Consider the following 19,832-nt stretch of genomic DNA (forward strand, 5'->3'; position numbering starts at 1 on the left):
AGCAATTGACGCATCCTTGACCGCGCGGCCGGGGCGGAGTGTCGGGTTTTGGGCGCTTGAGCCTGATCAGCCAAGATTGCGACGGATTGTGTTGTGCGTCGGAGAGAGGCTTCAAGGATGAGTGCATCGGTTTCACCGTCACCTCACGGCTTCGTCGCCGGACGGGGCCGCGGCTACCGTCCGGACCAGGTGGAGCGTTACGCCGCCGGACTCTCCCGGGACCGGGACGCCGCGTGGGAGCGTGCCGCACGCCTCACCGTCCTCAGCAAGGAGATGGAGGCCGAGGCGGCGCGGATGCGCGAGCAGGCCGACGGGCTCGCGCCCCAGACGTACGAATCCCTCGGCAAGCGCGCCCAGCACCTTCTCGCGGTGGTCGAGGAGGAGGCGGCGGAACTGGCCGCCGCGGCGCGCGACGAGGCCCAGGCGCTGCGGGACGAGGCCGCGGCGGCGGCCGCGGCCACCCGCGAGGCGGCCCGCGCGCACGCGGAGACGGTACTGGCGGACGCCGAGGCCCATGCCCGGCAGATCCTCCTCGGTGCCCAGCGCACCGCCGACGAGACCAGGACAGCGGCCCGCCGGGACGTGAAGGAGTGGCGGGGGCAGTCCCTCGGGGCGCTGAAGGAGATGCGACAGCGGTGCGCCGGTCTGCTCGCCGACCAGGAGAAGGAGCACGCGGAGCGGTGGCAGAGCGCGGAGCGTGAATACGCCCGGCGGGCGGCGGAGTCGGACGCCCGCCACGCCGAACTGACCGCCCGTGCCGAGGGCGGCCTCGCGGACGCGAAGCGGGCGGTGGCCGAGGCGGAGGAGGAGGCCCGGCACGGGCAGGAGAACGCGGAGGCACGGGCCGCCGAGCTGCTCGCGGAGGCGCGGGTGCGCGAGGAGCGCGTCGTACGCGAGACGGAGCGCGTCCTGCGGGAGCACGACGACGCGCGCGAGGAGATGCAGGCCCACATGACGCACGTCCGCACCAGCCTGGCCACCCTGACCGGCCGGGCGCCGGCGGAGGGCTGAGCCCGCCGGGCGCCGGTACCGGGCGCTTTCGCCCGCTCGGGAAGCGGGATGTGCGGCTGAGCGGCCATGACCTGCACGGGCCCGCATCCGGGGAAGATGCGGGCCCGTCGGCGTCGGCGGTCCTGGGCTAGGCGGCGGAGCCGGCCTTGCGGCGGCGTACGACGAACACCGCACCGGCGCCGGCCGCTACGGTCGCGGCGGCTGCGAGGGCGAGCTGCGGGACGGCGGCGGACGAACCGGTCGCGGCGAGGCTGCCGTTCACCGGCTGGGTGGCGGCGCCGCCCAGCGGCCGCGGGGCCGGGGCGGTGGCCGACGGCGTGGGCCCGGGGGCCGGGGTCTTGTCGGGCTTGGGCTCGGCGTCCGGGACCTTGCCGGGGTTGCTGCCCGCGGCCGCGATGTCGAACTCGTACATCTCGGCGCCCGGAGTCCCGCCGCACGACTCGTCGTCGTTGATGTAGTAGCCGGCGACGAACGCGGCACCGTGGCCCGCCGGGGCCTTCGCGTCGGCCTTGAGGCGCAGCTTGATGTCGCTGTGGGCGCCGGCCTTGAGCGGGCTGATGGTGCTGAGGGTGCCTGACTCGTCGACGGTGTTCCACGCCGTGGAGGACGCCGACGACCATTGCAGCCTGAGCAGGTCGCTCGTGTCCTTGAGGCCGCTCGTGTCGGTCGCGTGGGCGAACGCGTACGGGTGGACGTCGTCCATGGTCTGGGCGGATTCGTTGGTCACGCGGAGCCGGAAGGTGACCCACTCGCCCGCGACGACCTTGGAGGGCAGGCCGGTCGCCACGGTGGTGAGGTCCGCCGGGGCGCAGTCGTCGTCGCCCTCGTTGTCGTCGTCTCCGTCGTCCTCGGCTTCTTCCCTGGCCTTGGCGAGGGCCTCGTCGGCGGCCGTCTTGGTTTCGAGGGTCTTCTCCACGGCCTTCTGTAGGAGGCCGTACTGCCGGGCGGCGGCGACCCGCGCGTCGTCCCGCGCGGTCATGGCGGTCTGGGCCCTGGCGTCGGCGGCGGTCTTCGTCTCGTCGGCGGTCCTGACCGTCGCCTCGGCGTCGGTGACGGCCTTCTCGGCGGCCGCCCTCTCCTCCTCGGTGGCGGTCTCCGGGAGTGCGTCGAGCGCGGTCCGGGCGTCGGCGAGCGCCTTCTCGGCAGCGGTCTTCGCGGTGGCGGCGTCGGCGGCCTCCTTCTTCGCTGCGGCGGCCGCCACGGCGAGGGGGGAGGTGTCGGAGAGCGCTGCTTCCAGGACCTTCCTGCCGTCCTTCTCGGCCAGCACGGCGTCGTCGTAGGCCCTCTGCGCCTCGGCGGCGGCCTTTTCGAGCTGGGCGAGGGTGGGCTTGCCGGGCTGTTCCTGCGCGGCCGGCCTGGTGTCGGCGAACGCCGGGGTGACGGAGAGCAGCACGACGGGCGTCGTCACGGCGGCGACAGCGGCAGTGGCGAGAATACGGCGGAGACTCACAGGGGGCCTTCTCTGGGTCCGAACGTACAGAAGTGACGGAAGCAGTCGCCGTGGGAGGACTTCACACCGCGCAACTTCGCCGAAGAATAGAACCGGTGAAGAGCGGCGAGAAGCCGGGTCCGGCTGGTCCGCCGTTCGCGCGGACGCGCGGGAGGAGCAAAAAAGGATATTCGCGGATGGTTGCCCACGGGTTCGGTGATTTCTCTGTGGGGGATGTCATGTGCGGCGGGGCATGGCATGGCCTGGCACGGAGGCGGCGCGTGCCGCCCCCCGTCACTTCCCGGTCGGCCCGCCGCCGCCCGCGCCCGCGAGAATCCACGCCTCGACCGCCTCGTACCGGCGGCGTTGGCGGTCGGCCGAGCCGCCGCCGCGTCGGCTCAGGACCGAGCCCAGCCAGCCCATGAGGAAGCCGAAGGGGATGGACACCAGGCCCGTCGTGGTGAACGGGTACCAGTTGAAGTCCTGGGCCGGGAACACGGAGTGCGGGGACCCCGAGACCAGGTTGGTGCCGGTCATCAGGACCATCACGCACACCGTGCCGCCGATGAGGGTGCACATCAGGCCGGCACGCGTGAAGCGGCGCCAGAAGAGGCTGAACACCAGGGCCGGGGCGAGCGCTGACGCGCCGATGCAGAACGAGAGTGTGACCAGGGGCTGTACGTTCCAGTCGCGGGCCAGTACCGCCAGGCCGATCGCGGGGATGCCGACGCCGATCGCCGCCGCTCTGGCCACGGCCATCTCGGTCCCGTCACGGGCCGGTGATGTGCGCATGCCGTGGGCGAAGAGGTCGTGGGCGAGGGAATTCGCGCACGCCAGGATCATTCCGGCCACCGAGGCGAGCAGCGTCAGGAAGATGGCGGTCGTGACGGAGGTGAAGACGAGGGTTTCCAGGGCCGACGCGTCGCCGCCCGCGAGCGCCTGGCCGACCAGGAGGATCGCCGTATTGCCCTGCGGATCGGACGCGGTGATCGTCCCGCGGCCGGCCAGTGCCGCCGCGCCGAATCCGATCACCGTGATCAGCAGGCAGAAGCAGACCACGGCCGAGACCGCCCAGGACATCGAGCGCCGTACGGCGAGGGCGTCGCGTGAGCTGTACATGCGCATCGTGATGTGCGGCAGGCAGGCGGCGCCGAGTACCACCGTGAGTTCGGAGCTGATCATGTCGAGTTCGCTGCCGCCGAACTGGAGGCCCGACCGCAGGTAGGCGTCGCCCGCGCCGCTGCCGGTTTTCGCCGCGCCGATGAGTCGCGCCGTACTCCAGTCGAAGCGGTCGAGGATCAGTGCGGCGAGGATCACGCCCGTACCGAGCAGGAAGACGGTCTTGATGATCTGGATGAGGGCGGTGCCCTTCATGCCTCCGACGGCGGCGTAACTGATCATCAGTACGCCGAGGAGGACGATGGAGCCGGTCCGGAAACCGGAGCCGTCGAAGCCGAGGATGAAGGACAGCAGATGGCCCGCTCCCGAGAGCTGGACGACCATCATCGGGAGCAGTGCGGCGAGGGTGACGGCGCTCGCCGTGATGCGTACGGCGCGGCTCGGCGCGCGCCGGGTGAAGGCGTCGCCCATGGTGAACCGGCCCGCGTTGCGCAGGGGTTCGGCCAGCAGGAACATCAGGAGGACGAGGGAGAGCGCGGTGCTCAGGGCGAGTACGACGCCGTCGTAGCCGGTGAGGGAGATGACGCCGACGGTGCCGAGGACGGTGGCGGCGGAGATGTAGTCGCCGGCGACGGCGAGGCCGTTGCGCATCGGGGAGAGGGAGCGGTAGCCGGTGTAGAACTCGGCGAGGTCGTCGCGGTCGGGGCCCGTCATGACGCACAGCAGGAGCGTCACCGTGGCGACCGCGATGAAGGCGACGAGGGACATCTGCTGGGCGGAGTCGCTGAATCCGGTCATACGGGCCGCCCAGTGCGCCCGGTCCGACCGGTGCGGCCCTGTCGGCGCAGGTGTTCGGCGAGCGGGTCGACGCGGCGGCGGGCGGAGCGCTCGTACACGGCGATGGCCACCAGGGTGACGGGGAGCTGGCACAGGCCCAGCAGGAGACCGGTGTTGAGGCCGCCGGGCAGCTCGCCGCCCATGAGACCGGGCGCGAAGGCGGAGAGGACGAGGAAGAGGGTGAAGTAGCCGAGGGCGGTGAGCGTGGCCACCCGGCGCAGCCGGCGGTAGGCCGAGCGGAGCTTGCGCAGATCGCCGTGGTGGCCGGGGATGTCCGGGTGGGCGGGGGCGGGCTGCGGGGGAAGCGGCGGGGCGGGCGGGGAACTCTGCCAGGGGTAGAGGTATTCCGGGTAGTGCGACATGTGCGGGCTGCTCCTTGCGCGGCTGGGTCCCGGGCGGACTGCACGGAGGAGCGCGACCGGGGCCGGTGGAGCGGCGGCGGGGCGCTGGTGGGGCCGCGTACGTTACCCAGCGGTATCCGCGACGGGGAGTCTTTCGTACGAACTGGCGCGGCGGATCGGCTGCTTACCGCGGGTAATGTGGTGCCCGCGCATAGTTACTGGCGGTAATGGCCTCAGGGTCGCTCGGGCGGGCGGTCACCAGGACACCGGCCGGAGCGTCGGCCGGTGTCCTCCGTCAGTCGGACGGTGTTTCCTCCGTGATGACCGGAAAGCGGCGCGGAGCCACGAAGACGAGCACGAGCAGGGCGAGGGCGGCCGCGGCCGCGGCGCCGATGTAGACGTGGTCGACGGCCGTGTCCACGGCCCGGCGCAGGTAGTCGGCCGCCTCGGCGCTGAGCGAGCCGGGGTCGGCCAGTGCGTGCGAGACGGAGTCGAGGTCGCCGGGCAGGCCGTCGCGGATGCTGTCGGGGGCGGAGGCGAGCCTGGACGCGAGGGTGGCGTTGGCGACCGCGCCGAAAAGGGCCGCGCCGACGGACTGACCGACCTGGCGGCAGAAGAGTACGGAGGCGGTCGTCGTACCGCGTTCCGCGTACCCGACCGTCGACTGCACGCCGACGATCAGCGGCAGTTGGAAGAGGCCGAGCGCCGCGCCGAGCAGCAGCATGATCAGGGCGGGCTGCCAGGCCGCGCCGGGGAACGGGAGGAGAGGGAAGGCGAGCAGGACGAGCATCGCGCAGGCGATGCCGGTGATCGCGGTGAGGCGGAAGCCGACGCGGTTGTACGCGTGCTGGCTCAGCGCCGCCGAGAGCGGCCAGCTCAGCGTCATCACCGACAGGACGAAGCCGGCGGCGATCGGCCCCAGGCCCAGTACCGCCTGTGCGTAGGTCGGGAGGAAGACCGTCGGCGCCACCATGAGCAGGCCCAGTGCGCCGAGGGCCAGGTTGACGGCGGCGATCGTGCGCCGGCGCCACACCCAGCCGGGGATGATCGGCTCGGCGGCGCGGCGTTCGATGACGACGGTGGCGGCGGCGAGCAGCGCGCTCGCGCCGAAGAGGGCGAGCGAGGGCGCGGACAGCCAGGGCCAGGCGACACCGCCCTGGACGAGGGCGAACAGCAGCAGGCCGCCGCAGGCGAACACGGCCAGGGCGCCCGCCCAGTCGATACGGGGTGCCCGCGTCTTCTCGGGGCGGGACGGTTCGCGCAGGTGGCGGGCGACGAGCCAGAGGGCGACGCCGCCCACCGGCAGGTTGATGAGGAAGATCCAGCGCCAGTCGGCGTACGCCGCGAGCAGTCCGCCCACCGCCGGGCCCGCGACGGCGGACACCGCCCACACGGTCGACAGTTTCGCCTGGATCTTCGGGCGTTCCTTGAGGGGATACAGGTCGGCGGCGATCGTCTGGACCGTGCCCTGGATGGCGCCGCCACCCAGGCCCTGGACGATGCGGAAGGCGATCAGGCTGCCCATGTTCCAGGCGCAGGCGCAGAGCAGTGAGCCGAGGAGGAACAGCGCTATGCCGGCGATCAGGACCGGCTTGCGGCCGAAGGTGTCGGAGAGCTTTCCGTACACGGGGAGGGTGACGGTGACGGCGAGGAGATAGCCGGAGAAGAGCCAGGAGAAGACGGCGAAGCCGCCGAGGTCGCCGACGATCTGGGGGACGGCCGTGGAGACGATCGTGCCGTCGAGCGCGGCCAGTGCCATACCGAGCATGAGCGCGGCCACGACCGGGCCGCGGCGGGCATTCGGGGCGGCGGGGGCTCCTGCGGCCGCCTTCTCCGGCCCGCCGGCGGAGTTCCCGCCGCCGGATATCCCGCCTCCGGATATCGCGCTGGTGCCGTCCGTGCTGTCCGTGCCGTTCGTGCTGTCCGGGTTGTCTGTGCTGCCCGTGCTTCCGGCGGGTCCGGTACCACCCGAACTGCTTCCGGCGCCGCTCACCAGGATCCCTTCACCGTGCACGTATCTGGACCCCGACACCTTCTCACTTGCAGGTCACGCAGGGGGAGGGTGCAGGCTGCCCCGAGTCGGGGTCCACCTGCGGGTGGAGAGCCCCTAGGGGCTTCTCCTCATTTCTGGCCAGGGGCCGTTCGTCCCGGTGGAGGACGAGGAGAACGCGCCCGTTCCTTAGCTTGTTCTTACGGGCCGCCGCACCTCGGCGGGTGGGGGTAGCCCCAGGGCGAATACGGAGATGCGCACCAGTGTGCGGGGGGTTTCCGGCCGCCAGACTCGAAGTACCTGATCACACACTGAGGAGACGCACCGTGACAACGGCTATGACCATTCCCAGGCACGGGGGCACTGGAGGGCGTACGGCCGTTGCCGCGAGGGCGCGGCAGCTCGTCAAGGCGTACGGGTCGGGGGAGACCCGGGTCGTCGCGCTCGACCACGTCGATGTGGACATCAACCGGGGGCAGTTCACCGCCATCATGGGCCCGTCGGGCTCCGGCAAGTCCACTTTGATGCACTGCCTCGCCGGCCTGGACACCGTGACCTCGGGCGAGATCCACCTCGACGAGACCGAGATCACCAAGCTCAAAGACAAGAAGCTCACGCAGCTGCGCCGGGACCGGATCGGCTTCATATTCCAGGCGTTCAACCTGCTGCCGACGCTGAACGCCCTGGAGAACATCACGCTGCCGATGGACATCGCGGGCCGCAAGCCCGACGCGGCGTGGCTGAACCGGGTGGTGGAGACCGTCGGCCTCGCGGACCGTCTCAAGCACCGGCCCACCCAGCTCTCCGGCGGGCAGCAGCAGCGCGTCGCGGTGGCGCGGGCGCTCGCCGCCCGCCCCGAGATCATCTTCGGTGACGAGCCGACCGGAAACCTGGACTCCCGTGCGGGAGCCGAGGTGTTGGCCTTCCTCCGCAAGTCCGTGGACGAGCTGGGCCAGACCATCGTGATGGTCACGCACGACCCGGTGGCCGCCTCGTACGCGGACCGGGTGCTGTACCTCGCGGACGGCCGGATCGTCGACGAGATGTTCTCGCCCACCGCCGACCAGGTCCTCGACCGCATGAAGGACTTCGACGCGCGCGGGCGGACGTCATGACCGTCGTCAAGACCTCCATGCGCAACTTCCTCGCGCACAAGGGACGCATGGCGCTGTCCGCCGTCGCGGTCCTGCTCTCGGTGGCGTTCGTGTGCGGCACGCTCGTCTTCACCGACACCATGAACACCACGTTCGACAAGCTCTTCGCCGCCACCTCGGCCGATGTCACCGTCAGCCCCAAGGCCGCCGAGGACGACGACCAGGGTCCGCGCACCGGCAGGCCCGAGGCGCTGCCCGCCTCGCTCGTCCAGCAGGTGACGAAGGCGGACGGCGTGAAGTCCGCCGAAGGCGCCGTCGTCAGCATGTCGGTGACCGTGGTCAACGCTGACAACAAGAGGATGGGCTCCGAGAGCGGCGCGCCGACGATCGCCGGCAACTGGACGCGCAACGACCTCAAGTCGATGGACATCACCTCCGGGCACGCCCCGCGCGGACCCACCGAGGTGATGGTCGACGCCGACACCGTCGAGAAGAACGGCCTGAAGCTCGGTGACGAGCTGCGCACCATCGCGGTCACGGGTGACATCACCGCCCGGATCTCCGGCATCGCGTCCTTCAAGATGACCAACCCGGGCGCGACCGTCGTCTACTTCGACACCGCGACCGCGCAGAGCAAGCTGCTGGGCCGGTCGGACGCCTTCACCCACGTCTCCGTGACCGCCGAAGAGGGCGTGAGCGACACCGCGTTGAAGCAGCGGCTCGCGGGCACGCTCGACGGGGCGGCCGGCGGCCCGTACAAGCTCCAGACCGCGAAGGAGGCGGCGGACTCGGGCCGTGAGGACGTCGCCTCGTTCCTCGCCGTGATGAAGTACGCGATGCTCGGTTTCGCCGGAATCGCCTTCCTCGTCGGTATCTTCCTCATCGTCAACACCTTCTCGATGCTGGTCACCCAGCGCACCCGTGAGATCGGCCTGATGCGGGCCATCGGCTCCAGCCGCGCCCAGGTCAACAGGGGTGTACTGGTCGAGGCGTTGCTGCTGGGTGTCGTCGGTTCGATTCTCGGTGTGGGTGCGGGCGTCGGCCTCGCCGTCGGCCTGATGCAGCTCATGGGCACCATGGACATGGAGCTTTCGACCGAGGACCTGACCGTGGCCTGGACCACGCCGGTCATCGGGCTCGCCCTGGGCATCGTCGTCACGGTCGTCGCCGCCTACGTTCCCGCCCGGCGGGCCGGCAAGGTCTCCCCGATGGCCGCCCTGCGCGACGCCGGGACCCCGGCGGACGGCCGGGCCGGCTGGATCCGGGCCGGAATCGGCCTGGTCCTGACCGCTGCGGGCGGGGCGCTGCTCTACCTGACGACCCAGGCGGACGAGGCGAGCGGGGGCTCGCTGTTCCTCGCGGGCGGAGTCCTCCTCACCCTCCTCGGCTTCATCGTCATCGGTCCGCTCCTCGCGGGCGGCGTGGTCCGGGTGCTCGGCGCCGTGCTGCTGCGGATGTTCGGTCCCGTCGGCCGGATGGCCGAGCGCAACGCGCTGCGCAACCCCCGGCGCACCGGAGCGACGGGCGCGGCACTGATGATCGGCCTCGCGCTGGTGGCCTGCCTCTCCGTCGTCGGGTCCTCGATGGTCGCCTCGGCCACGCAGGAGCTCGACAAGTCGGTCGGCGCGGACTTCATCATCGAGAGCGGTCCCAGTGGCCCGATCGTGCCGGCGGCCGAGAAGGCGCTGCGTGCGGCGCCCCACATCGAGCACGTCACCGGCTACAAGATGATCAAGGCGGAGCTGACCTCTCCCGACGGGAAGAAGGAGACCGAGGAACTGGCCGCCGCCGATCCGACGTACGCACAGGACCTGCGGCGCGAGACCGTCGCCGGTGAGCTGGCGGCGGCGTACGGCAAGAACGCCATGTCGGTGGGCAGCGACTACGCCGAGCGGCACGGCATCAAGGCCGGCGACACGATGACCGTCGCGTTCACGGGCGGCGAGACCGCGAAGCTGAAGGTCGCGGCGATCACCTCGGACGAGTCGAACGTCGACAAGGGCGCGATGTACACCAACATCACGACCGCCCGGCAGTACCTGCCGGCCGACCGGGTGCCGCCGAACATGATCATGTTCGCGAAGGCGGAGGAGGGCAAGGAGAAGGCCGCGTACGCCGGGCTCAAGAAGGCGCTGGCCAAGTACCCGCAGTTCACGGTGCAGGACCAGACCGACTTCAAGCAGGGCCTCAAGGACGAGATCGGCCAGCTGCTCAACATCGTCTACGGCCTGCTGGCCCTCGCGATCGTCGTCGCGGTGCTCGGTGTGGTCAACACCCTCGCCCTGTCGGTCGTCGAGCGGACCAGGGAGATCGGCCTCATGCGGGCCATCGGCCTCTCGCGCCGCCAGCTGCGCCGCATGATCCGGCTGGAGTCGGTCGTCATCGCCCTCTTCGGCGCCCTGCTGGGCCTCGGCCTGGGCATGGGCTGGGGCACGGCGGCCCAGAAGCTGCTGGCACTGGAGGGGCTCGGGGTCCTGGAGATCCCGTGGCCCACGATCATCACGGTCTTCGTCGGCTCGGCCTTCGTCGGACTGTTCGCGGCCCTGATCCCGGCGTTCCGGGCGGGCCGGATGAACGTACTGAACGCGATCGCCACGGAGTAGCCCGCGGCGGTGGTGCACGTGGTGCGGTGACGGGCCCGGCCCCGGAGTGTTCCTTTCGGACACTCCGGGGCCGGGCCGCTGTCTTGGCCGGGCCGCCATGACCTGGAGCAAGAGGCACATCGGCGCGCGTGCGGCCGTCCGAGTCACAGCCTTCCCTCGCGCGGGTGACGCACCCGCGTCGTAGGCTGGAGCCCCCGGCCCGTGAGACGTGTCGGGCCCTTCGCGTTGTCCACCTCGTCACCTCGTTACCCGGACGGAAACCCTTCATGAGCCTGCACGGTCTGCTGGATGCCGTAGTACGAGACCCGGCGCTCGCCGAAGCGGTGAAGGCCGCCACCGACGGCAACCGCATGCACATCGACCTGGTCGGCCCGCCCGCCGCACGCCCCTTCGCGGTGGCCGCGCTGGCCCGCGAGACCGGGCGCACCGTGCTCGCCGTCACCGCGACCGGCCGCGAGGCCGAGGACCTGGCCGCCGCGCTGCGCACGCTGCTGCCGGAGGAGGGGATCGTCGACTACCCGTCGTGGGAGACCCTGCCGCACGAGCGCCTTTCGCCGCGCAGCGACACCATGGGCCGCCGCCTCGCCGTCCTGCGCCGCCTGGCGCACCCGCACGCCGACGACCCGTCCGCCGGCCCGGTGAGCGTGATCGTGGCCCCCGTGCGTTCGGTGCTCCAGCCGCAGGTCAAGGGTCTGGGTGATCTGGAGCCGGTGGCGCTGCGGACCGGGCAGAGCGCGGACCTGGGGGAGGTCACGGCGGCGCTGGCGGCAGCGGCGTACTCCCGCGTGGAGCTGGTCGAGAAGCGCGGCGAGTTCGCCGTGCGCGGCGGCATCCTCGACGTCTTCCCGCCGACCGAGGAGCACCCGCTGCGCGTGGAGTTCTGGGGCGACGACGTCGAGGAGATCCGGTACTTCAAGGTCGCCGACCAGCGGTCCCTCGAAGTCGCCGAGCACGGCCTGTGGGCGCCGCCCTGCCGCGAGCTGCTGCTGACCGACAGCGTGCGGGAGCGGGCCGCCGCCCTCGCCGAGGCCCACCCCGAGCTGGGGGAACTCCTCGGCAAGCTCGCCGAGGGCATCGCCGTGGAGGGCATGGAGTCGCTGGCCCCGGTGCTCGTGGACGACATGGAGCTGCTGCTCGACGTACTGCCGAAGGGCTCCATGGCGCTGGTCTGCGACCCGGAGCGGGTGCGGACCAGGGCGGCGGACCTGGTGGCTACCTCGCAGGAGTTCCTCCAGGCGTCCTGGGCGGCCACGGCGGGCGGCGGCGACGCCCCGATCGACGTGGGCGCGGCCTCGCTGCGCGGGATCGCGGACGTCCGGGAACGGGCCCGTGAGCTGGACATGCTGTGGTGGTCGGTGGCCCCGTTCGCGGCCGACGAGGAGCTGTCGGACGACACGCTCAAGCTGGGCATGCACGCCCCCGAGGCGTACCGGGGCGACACGGCGAGAGCGCTCGCCGACACCAAGGGCTGGCTGGCCGACGGCTGGCGCACCGTCTACATCACGGAGGGCCACGGCCCGGCGGCCCGCACGGCGGAGGTCCTCGGCGGCGAGGGCATCCCGGCCCGCCTGGAGGCGGAGCTCGCCGAGATCACCCCGTCGGTCGTCCACGTGGCCTGCGGCTCGATCGACAACGGTTTCGTCGACTCCGGCCTGCGGCTGGCCGTACTGACCGAGACGGACCTGACCGGCCAGCGGACCGCCAGCAAGGAACTGGGCCGGATGCCGGCCCGCCGCCGCAAGACCATCGACCCGCTGACGCTCCAGGCAGGCGACTTCATCGTCCACGAGCAGCACGGCGTCGGCCGCTACATCGAGATGGTCCAGCGCACGGTCCAGGGCGCGACACGCGAGTACCTGCTCGTCGAGTACGCCCCCGCCAAGCGCGGCCAGCCCGGCGACCGCCTCTACATCCCCACCGACCAGCTGGAGCAGGTCACCAAGTACGTCGGCGGCGAGGCCCCGACGCTGCACCGGCTCGGCGGCGCCGACTGGACCAAGACGAAGGCGCGCGCGAAGAAGGCGGTCAAGGAGATCGCCGCCGACCTGATCAAGCTGTACTCGGCGCGCATGGCGGCTCCCGGCCACACCTTCGGCCCGGACACCCCGTGGCAGCGCGAGCTGGAGGACGCCTTCCCGTACGTCGAGACGCCCGACCAGCTGTCCACCATCGCCGAGGTGAAGGAGGACATGGAGAAGTCCGTCCCCATGGACCGCCTGGTCTGCGGCGACGTCGGTTACGGCAAGACGGAGATCGCGGTCCGCGCCGCCTTCAAGGCGGTCCAGGACGGCAAGCAGGTCGCCGTCCTCGTCCCCACCACCCTGCTGGTGCAGCAGCACTTCGGGACGTTCTCCGAGCGGTACGCCCAGTTCCCGGTCGTCGTGAAGGCGCTCAGCCGCTTCCAGTCCGACACCGAGGCGAAGGCGACCCTGGAGGGCCTCAGGGAGGGCTCGGTCGACATCGTCATCGGCACCCACCGGCTGTTCTCGTCCGAGACGAAGTTCAAGGACCTGGGCCTGGTCATCGTCGACGAGGAGCAGCGCTTCGGCGTCGAGCACAAGGAGCAGCTGAAGAAGCTGCGCGCCAACGTCGACGTCCTGACGATGTCCGCGACCCCCATCCCCCGTACGCTCGAAATGGCCGTCACCGGCATCCGCGAGATGTCGACGATCACGACGCCGCCGGAGGAGCGCCACCCGGTGCTGACCTTCGTCGGTCCGTACGAGCAGAAGCAGATCGGCGCCGCGATCCGCCGCGAACTGCTGCGCGAGGGCCAGGTCTTCTACATCCACAACCGGGTCGAGTCGATCGACCGGGCGGCGGCGAAGCTCCGCGAGATCGTGCCCGAGGCGCGGATCGCGACGGCGCACGGCCAGATGGGCGAGAGTCAGCTGGAGCAGGTCGTCGTCGACTTCTGGGAGAAGAAGTTCGACGTACTGGTCTCGACGACGATCGTCGAGTCCGGCATCGACATCTCCAACGCCAACACCCTGATCGTCGAGCGCGGTGACAACTTCGGTCTCTCCCAGCTCCACCAGCTGCGCGGCCGGGTGGGCCGTGGCCGCGACCGTGGTTACGCGTACTTCCTCTACCCGCCGGAGAAGCCGCTGACCGAGACCGCGCACGAGCGGCTGGCGACGATCGCGCAGCACACCGAGATGGGCGCGGGCATGTACGTCGCCATGAAGGACCTGGAGATCCGCGGGGCGGGCAACCTGCTGGGCGGCGAGCAGTCCGGGCACATCGCGGGCGTCGGCTTCGACCTCTACATCCGCATGGTCGGTGAGGCCGTCGCGGACTACCGGGCGGCGGTGGACGGCCAGGCCGAGGAGGAGCCGCCGCTGGAGGTGAAGATCGAGCTGCCGGTGGACGCGCACGTGCCGCACGACTACGCGCCGGGCGAGCGGCTGCGTCTCCAGGCGTACCGGGCGATCGCCTCGGCGAACTCCGAGGACGACATCAGGGCCGTACGGGAAGAACTCACCGACCGCTACGGCAAGCTCCCCGAGCCGGTGGAGAACCTGCTGCTGGTCGCCGGGCTGCGGATGCTGGCGCGGGCCTGCGGCGTCGCGGACATCACCCTGGCCGGGCCCAACGTCCGCTTCGGCCCGGTGGAACTGCGCGAGTCCCAGGAGCTGCGCCTCAAGCGCCTCTACCCGCGCACGGTCATGAAGCCGGCCACGCACCAGATCCTGGTGCCGCGCCCGACCACCGGCCAGATCGGCGGGAAGCCGGTCGTGGGCCGCGAACTGCTGTCCTGGACGGGCGAGTTCCTCACGACGATCCTGGGGTAGTGATGCCGGCCGTGCCCGCGTCGCGGGCACGGCCGACGGGTCCGTCAGAGCGTGTCGAGGTCCAGCGCCTCGGCCATCACGCGGTACCCGGCGTCGTTCGGGTGCAGGGCGTCGCCGGAGTCGTAGGCGACGCGCATACCTCCCTTGGGGTCGGCCAGGGCCCGGTCCAGGTCGACCACCGAGTCGTACTCACCCGACGTACGGATCCAGTGGTTGACCGCGTTGCGCTTGGCCTCGTTGACGCCGTCCTTGTCGTCGTAGAGCGAGCCCTTGATGGGCGTCAGGGTCGCGCCCACCACCTTGATGTTCTTGGCGTGGGCCTGGCGGATCAGCGAACGGTGACCTTCGATCAGCCGCTCGGCCGACACCTCGGGCGTGGGGCCGCCGGGGAAGCCCTGCCAGCCGCTCCCGCCGATGTCGTTGATGCCTTCCAGCACGATGACCGTGCCGACGTTCGGCTCGCTGAGTACGTCCTTCTTGAAGCGGGCGATGCCCTTCTCCCCGGCCCAGAAGGTGTCGTTGGTGACCTGGTTGCCGCCGATGCCGTGGTTGAGGACGCTGCGCGGCTTCCCGGCGGCGGCGAAACGTTCCGCCAGCTCGTCGGGGTAGCGGTTGTCCGTGTTCAGGCCGGAGCCGACGCCGTCGGTGATGGAGTCGCCGAACGCCACCACACCGTCCCGGCGTGCCGCCCGGTCCCCGCCGCTGACCTCGACGCCGGTCAGGTAGTACCAGGAGTTGCTGGTCTCCTTGAACGCCGAACCGTCGCGGTCCGAGCGGTGGTCGCCGTCGGCCCGGTAGCTGGTGGCGGAGGAGGCCGTGTGGAAGGTGGCGGGGCCGGTCGGCGCGGCCAGATACAGGGTGACGGTCACCGACTCCAGCGCCTCGGTTCTGAACGGCACTCCGTCGCTGTACGCCGTGGCGCCGGCCGGGATCGTCAGCGACCGCGCCTTGCCGAACGACAGCGGGCGCACCGAACCGGCCTTTACCGAGGCACCCTTGCCGGTGCGGGCCACGGTGGCCCCGGTGATGCGCAGTGGTGTCCTGCCGTAGCGGTTGGACAGCTCGATGCGGGCCTTGGTGCCACCCTTGCTGACCCGGACCACTTGGCGGAGGGTGTGGTTGGAGAAGCCCTGCTCGGACCAGTTGGGGCCGAAGGGCGCGGTGGGTGGCTGCGGGGATGTCGCCCAGCCGCCCTGCCAGGCCGTACGGCCGTGTCGCTCGGCCGCGGCGGCGGCGGCGGATCCGGTCGGAGCCTGTGATCCGACGACCGGCAGAGCCGCCAGCGCGGCTGCCGAGAGCAGCGCGACACCCGTACGGCGAATGGAAATGCCGGAACTCCTGGAATTCATGTGTCCCGCCCCTGTCGATAGTTCCCGTGTCTCTGTCGTTGATCACGTGCACGCGACAGGGTCAAGCGCTGAGCGACGCGGGCTATTCCCCTGCGGCGGGCCGCAGTTGGGGATAGCGCGCCGGGCGCGGGCAAGATCCGGTGGGCGCCGTGGGACTCTGGGGGCATGCAGACCCACCTGCCAGGACGGACCGCCTTGATACGGATACGTACGCTCAGGACAGCCCTCCCCGCCGCCGCCCTGTCCGCCGCCCTCGCCGTCACCGGCTGCACCCCGGAGGAGACGGGTGGGAGCGGGGGAGGACAGGCGTCGGGCCCCGCCGGATCGGCTCTCGCGGCCACCGAGGGGCTCACGGTCAAGGGGCGCGCCCCCAGAACCGGTTACGAGCGGGAGGCGTTCGGCAGCGCCTGGGCCGACACCGACGAGAACGGGTGCGGCACGCGCGACGACATACTGAAGCGGGACCTGGCCGACGTGCGGCTCAGGAGCGGCGGGAGCGGCACGGGCTGCCGGGTCACCGCCGGGACGCTGACCGAGGACCCGTACACCGGCCGGCGCGTGGAGTTCGTGCGCGGGCGCAGCAAGGTGGACATCGACCATGTGGTGGCGCTGTCCGACGCCTGGCAGAAGGGCGCACAGAAGTGGCGAGTCCGCAAGCGCGTGGCCTTCGCCAACGACCCGCTGAACCTGCTCGCCGTCGACTCCTCCGCCAACCGCCGCAAGAGCGACGGGGATACGGCGACCTGGCTGCCCGGGAACAAGGCGTACCGCTGTGTGTACGTGGCGCGGCAGGTGGCGGTGAAGAAGAAGTACGAGCTGTGGGTGACGGGCGCCGAGCGGGACGCCATGAAGCGGGTGCTGTCGCGGTGCCCGGACGAGCGGCTGCCGAAGGGCGGCGGTCCCACCGAGGCCCCGGCCCGCTTCGGACGCTGAAGCGCATGACGGGCGCATGAGGGGCGCACGACAGTGTCCGGCCCGCTCGCAGGGGGTGCGCGAGTGGGCCGGACGGTCCTGGTGATACAGGTGGTGCCGGTGGTCAGAGCTTCAGCTCCCACTGCGACGCGTCGTGGGAGAAGTCGGGGGAGACCTCGACGACCAGGTTCTTCGCGTCGGCCGGGGTGTCGAAGGCGTACACCACGGTGGCCTTCTTGCCCGGCATGACCGTGCCCGTGAAGACCTCGCCGACCTTGTCGTCGAAGATCTGCTCGGCCTTCACGCCCTCCTCGCCGGCGCGGGCCTCGGTCGTGACGAGGGCGGCGTCGAACTTCTCCTTGCCGGCGTTGTCGATGACGAGGGTGACCTTGTACGCCTTGTTGCCCTTGGTGTGGCCGATCGAGTACTCGCCCGGGGTGTACGCCGCGGGGGCGGACATGGTGAGGGTCAGCTTGTCGTCGTAGACGGCCGAGTCGCCGGCCTCCAGCGTCTGGGAGTCCGCACCGCTGTCGCCGCTCGTCCCGGCGCCCTTGCCGCTGTTCTTGCCCTTGTTCTTGCCCTTGGCCGAGCCGTCGGACGACTCCGTGCCCGCCGAGGAGCTGCTGGTCGCCTTGTCGAGGTCCTTCACCGCGTCGTCCACGGCCTTGAAGAGGATCACCGCGCCGACCACCGACAGGATCAGGGAGACCAGGCCCAGGATGGCGCCGGTCAGGGCGACGCCCTTGTTGGTGGCGCCGCCGCGCTTGGCGCGGCCCCGGCCGGCCAGGCCCATGACCAGGGCGATGACGCCGAGGATTCCGGCGAGCCAGAACAGGAACGGGACCAGACCGGACAGCGCGCCGATGATGCCGAGGATCAGGGCGGCGGTGCCCAGGCCGTTGCGGGCCTGAGCGGCCGGCGTCGGAGCCTGCGGGAACTGCGGCTGCTGCGTGTACTGAGACATGGTTGTCCTCCGGACAAGGTGTGTTCGGGACTGCCTTGCCGCCCCGTCCTGCTGCGATGGGTTAATCACAGCAGAGCTTGTGAACCGAGTCAACACGATTCACGCATGGATTGAGATTCACGACGTGAAGGGGTCTCTCTTGAGTGCACCGGTATGCTCGTGCCACAAGCAGGCGCAGGTGTACGAGGGGAGCCGGCCGGTGTCGGACAACGCAGCAGAGGTGACCGCCGCCGGAATCGCGCGGCTCGCCGGAGTCGGCCGCGCCGCGGTGAGCAACTGGCGCCGCCGGCACCCCGACTTCCCCAGGCCCGTGGGCGGCACCGAGACGAGCCCCTCGTTCGCCCTCGCCGAAGTCGAGCAGTGGCTGCGTGACCAGGGGAAAATCGCCGAAGTACCCCTGCGGGAGCGTGTCTGGCAGCAGCTCGCCGGCCACCCCGCGGGCGCCGTCCAGGCCCTGATCCACGCCGGGTGCGCACTCCTGCTCGTACGCGACAGGCCGACCGCGTGGCTCCAGCTCTCCGCCGTCTCCGACGAGAAGCTCGCCCTCCTCCTGCCGCCCGCCCTGGAGGAGATCCTCACCCCCCGTTTCGGCCCCGACCGGGCCGTTCACACCCCGGGCTCGGCCGAACTGGCCGCCTCCGTGCCCCTGCTGCGCGCGACCGCCGAGCTGGCCGCCGAGTGCGGAACGCGTCAGACGTACGAGTTCCTGCTCGGACGCCACCTCGACGCCAACCCGCGCCAGTACACACTCACGCCGCCGGGCCCGGCCGCTCTGATGGCCGCCCTCGCCGGCGACCCCCGCACCGTCCTCGACCCCGCCTGCGGCACCGGCACTCTGCTGCGCGCCGCCGTGCGGAGCCCCGGGACCAGGTCCACCGGCGACCGGGCCGCGGACACCCGGGCCGCGGGCGCCCCGGAAGGCCGGGCCGTCCACGGCCAGGAGGCCGACCCGGACCTGGCCGCCCTCGCCGCTCTGCGCCTCGCCCTCCAGACCGAGTGCGGCGGCACCGAAGTGCGGGTGGCCGCCGCCGACTCACTGCGCGCCGACGCGTTCCCGCGCCTCGCCGCCGACGCCGTGCTGTGCCACCCGCCGTTCAACGAACGCAACTGGGGCCACGACGAGCTGGCGTACGACGCTCGCTGGGAGTACGGCTTCCCGGCCCGTACGGAGTCCGAACTCGCCTGGGTCCAGCACGCCCTAGCCCGGCTGCGCGAGGGCGGCACCGCCGTCCTGCTCATGCCCCCCGCCGCCGCCTCCCGCCGCTCCGGCCGGCGCATCCGCGCCGACCTCCTGCGCCGGGGAGCCCTGCGCGCCGTTGTCTCACTGCCCGCGGGCGCCGCGCCCCCGTACGGCATCCCGCTCCACCTGTGGGTGCTGCGCAAGCCCGCGCCCGCCGGCCGCCCCTCCCCCGAAGTGCTGCTCGTCGACACCGGTGACCTCTCCGCCGCGGGCCGCGACAAGCTCGACTGGCAGTCCCTGCACAGCACCGTTCTCGACACCTGGCAGGCGTTCGACCGCGACGGCACCGTCGAGGAACGACCCGGTGTCAGCCGTTCGGTGTCCGTCATCGAGCTGCTCGGCGACGACGTGGACCTCGCCCCCGCCCGGCATCTGCCGCCCCCGGCCGCGGGCGGCGACGCCGCCGCACTCGCGCGCGTACGGGAGCGGCTGGCCGAGACACTGCGGCAGACCACCGAACTCACGCCCACCACCGGCGAGTCCGCGCAGCCGTCCCGCTGGCCCACCACCACCGTCGGCGAACTCGCCAGGGTTGGCGCCCTCGTGCTGCGCGCGGGCGGCGCGGGAGCGGGTTCCGGGAAGCCGGTCCTCACCGAACAGGACGTACTCGCCGGAACGGCACCCTCCGGATCTCTCCCCGAAGGCCCGGCGGAGGACCCCGTCCTCGTCGAGGCGGGCGACGTCGTCGTGCCCGTGCTCGGCGGCGGCTCGGTCGCCCGGGTCGTCGACGAGGCCACCGCCGGCGCCGCCCTCGGCCGCAGCCTTCAGCTCCTGCGCCCGGATCCGGCGGCCCTCGACGCCTGGTTCCTCGCCGGATTCCTGCGCGGCACCGCGAACAACCGCCAGGCCAGCAGCTACGCCTCCACCTCGACCCGGCTCGACGTGCGCCGCCTCCAACTGCCCCGGCTGCCGCTCTCCGACCAGCGGAAGTACGGCGAACGCTTCCGCGCACTGGCCGAGTTCGAGGACGCGCTGCGCCAGGCGGCACGCCTCGGCGAACAGCTCGTGCAAGGGCTGTACGACGGTCTGACGGACGGGACCGTACGCCCCGAGTGAGACGGGGCGTGAGCCGCGCCACATCGGATCCGTACAACCCGTGGGCTGTTGTCGGTGTCGGTGTATACGCTCAAAGCGCTCAACCGCACCGAG

12 protein-coding genes are annotated in these 19,832 nt (G+C 71.6%); 6 read left to right on the forward strand and 6 right to left on the reverse strand.

Annotation, left to right across the window (positions count from 1 at the left end; all coding sequences use genetic code 11):
• Positions 1 to 117: 117 nt before the first annotated feature.
• Entirely contained in the window at positions 118 to 1,011 is an 894-nt protein-coding gene (locus AS594_RS20530) for a cellulose-binding protein (protein ID WP_069932394.1), read from the forward strand.
• Positions 1,012 to 1,138: 127 nt separating this feature from the next.
• Here AS594_RS20530 and AS594_RS20535 read toward each other — a convergent pair whose 3' ends face one another.
• From AS594_RS20535 to AS594_RS20550, 4 genes are all read right to left on the reverse strand, one after another.
• Entirely contained in the window at positions 1,139 to 2,461 is a 1,323-nt protein-coding gene (locus tag AS594_RS20535; RefSeq protein ID WP_069935195.1) for a peptidase, read from the reverse strand.
• A gap of 273 nt (positions 2,462 to 2,734) precedes the next feature.
• Positions 2,735 to 4,357 (reverse strand): sodium/solute symporter, encoded by a 1,623-nt coding sequence (locus AS594_RS20540; protein ID WP_069932392.1) that lies wholly within the window; start codon positions 4,355 to 4,357, stop codon positions 2,735 to 2,737.
• Positions 4,354 to 4,758 carry a DUF485 domain-containing protein gene (locus tag AS594_RS20545; protein ID WP_069932391.1) on the reverse strand — a complete coding sequence of 135 codons (405 nt, stop codon included), beginning with the start codon at positions 4,756 to 4,758 and terminating at the stop codon, positions 4,354 to 4,356. Before AS594_RS20545 ends, AS594_RS20540 begins: the two co-directional genes overlap by 4 nt.
• 274 nt (positions 4,759 to 5,032) lie before the next feature.
• The gene (locus tag AS594_RS20550; protein WP_069933843.1) at positions 5,033 to 6,619 is read right to left on the reverse strand and encodes an MFS transporter; all 1,587 of its coding nucleotides are present in this window, start codon (positions 6,617 to 6,619) and stop codon (positions 5,033 to 5,035) included.
• A 434-nt stretch (positions 6,620 to 7,053) separates the two neighbouring features.
• Between AS594_RS20550 and AS594_RS20555 the strand changes: the two genes are divergently transcribed.
• The 3 genes from AS594_RS20555 (at position 7,054) to mfd (ending at position 14,218) form a co-directional block, all read left to right on the forward strand.
• Positions 7,054 to 7,842, forward strand: a complete 789-nt coding sequence (locus AS594_RS20555; protein WP_069928430.1) for an ABC transporter ATP-binding protein — start codon at positions 7,054 to 7,056, stop codon at positions 7,840 to 7,842.
• Entirely contained in the window at positions 7,839 to 10,424 is a 2,586-nt protein-coding gene (locus tag AS594_RS20560) for an ABC transporter permease (protein ID WP_069935196.1), read from the forward strand. Before AS594_RS20555 ends, AS594_RS20560 begins: the two co-directional genes overlap by 4 nt.
• Positions 10,425 to 10,690: 266 nt before the next feature.
• Positions 10,691 to 14,218 (forward strand): transcription-repair coupling factor, encoded by a 3,528-nt coding sequence (gene mfd, locus AS594_RS20565; RefSeq protein ID WP_069935197.1) that lies wholly within the window; start codon positions 10,691 to 10,693, stop codon positions 14,216 to 14,218.
• A 44-nt stretch (positions 14,219 to 14,262) separates the two neighbouring features.
• Here the strand turns inward: mfd and AS594_RS20570 are convergent, their stop codons facing one another.
• The gene (locus AS594_RS20570; RefSeq protein ID WP_069935198.1) at positions 14,263 to 15,567 is read right to left on the reverse strand and encodes an SGNH/GDSL hydrolase family protein; all 1,305 of its coding nucleotides are present in this window, start codon (positions 15,565 to 15,567) and stop codon (positions 14,263 to 14,265) included.
• Positions 15,568 to 15,732: 165 nt separating this feature from the next.
• Here AS594_RS20570 and AS594_RS20575 point away from each other — a divergent pair, with 165 nt between their 5' ends.
• Positions 15,733 to 16,500: an HNH endonuclease family protein gene (locus tag AS594_RS20575; protein WP_069932387.1), complete on the forward strand. Its 768-nt coding sequence runs from the start codon at positions 15,733 to 15,735 to the stop codon at positions 16,498 to 16,500.
• 103 nt (positions 16,501 to 16,603) lie between these two features.
• Here AS594_RS20575 and AS594_RS20580 read toward each other — a convergent pair whose 3' ends face one another.
• On the reverse strand, positions 16,604 to 17,443 hold the full coding sequence (locus tag AS594_RS20580) for a DUF4190 domain-containing protein (protein WP_069935199.1): 840 nt from the start codon (positions 17,441 to 17,443) through the stop codon (positions 16,604 to 16,606).
• A 199-nt stretch (positions 17,444 to 17,642) separates the two neighbouring features.
• Between AS594_RS20580 and AS594_RS20585 the strand changes: the two genes are divergently transcribed.
• Positions 17,643 to 19,739, forward strand: a complete 2,097-nt coding sequence (locus AS594_RS20585; RefSeq protein ID WP_240509275.1) for an N-6 DNA methylase — start codon at positions 17,643 to 17,645, stop codon at positions 19,737 to 19,739.
• The last annotated feature ends 93 nt before the right edge of the window (positions 19,740 to 19,832 follow it).

Source organism: Streptomyces agglomeratus, from assembly GCF_001746415.1.
Lineage (GTDB): Bacteria > Actinomycetota > Actinomycetes > Streptomycetales > Streptomycetaceae > Streptomyces > Streptomyces agglomeratus.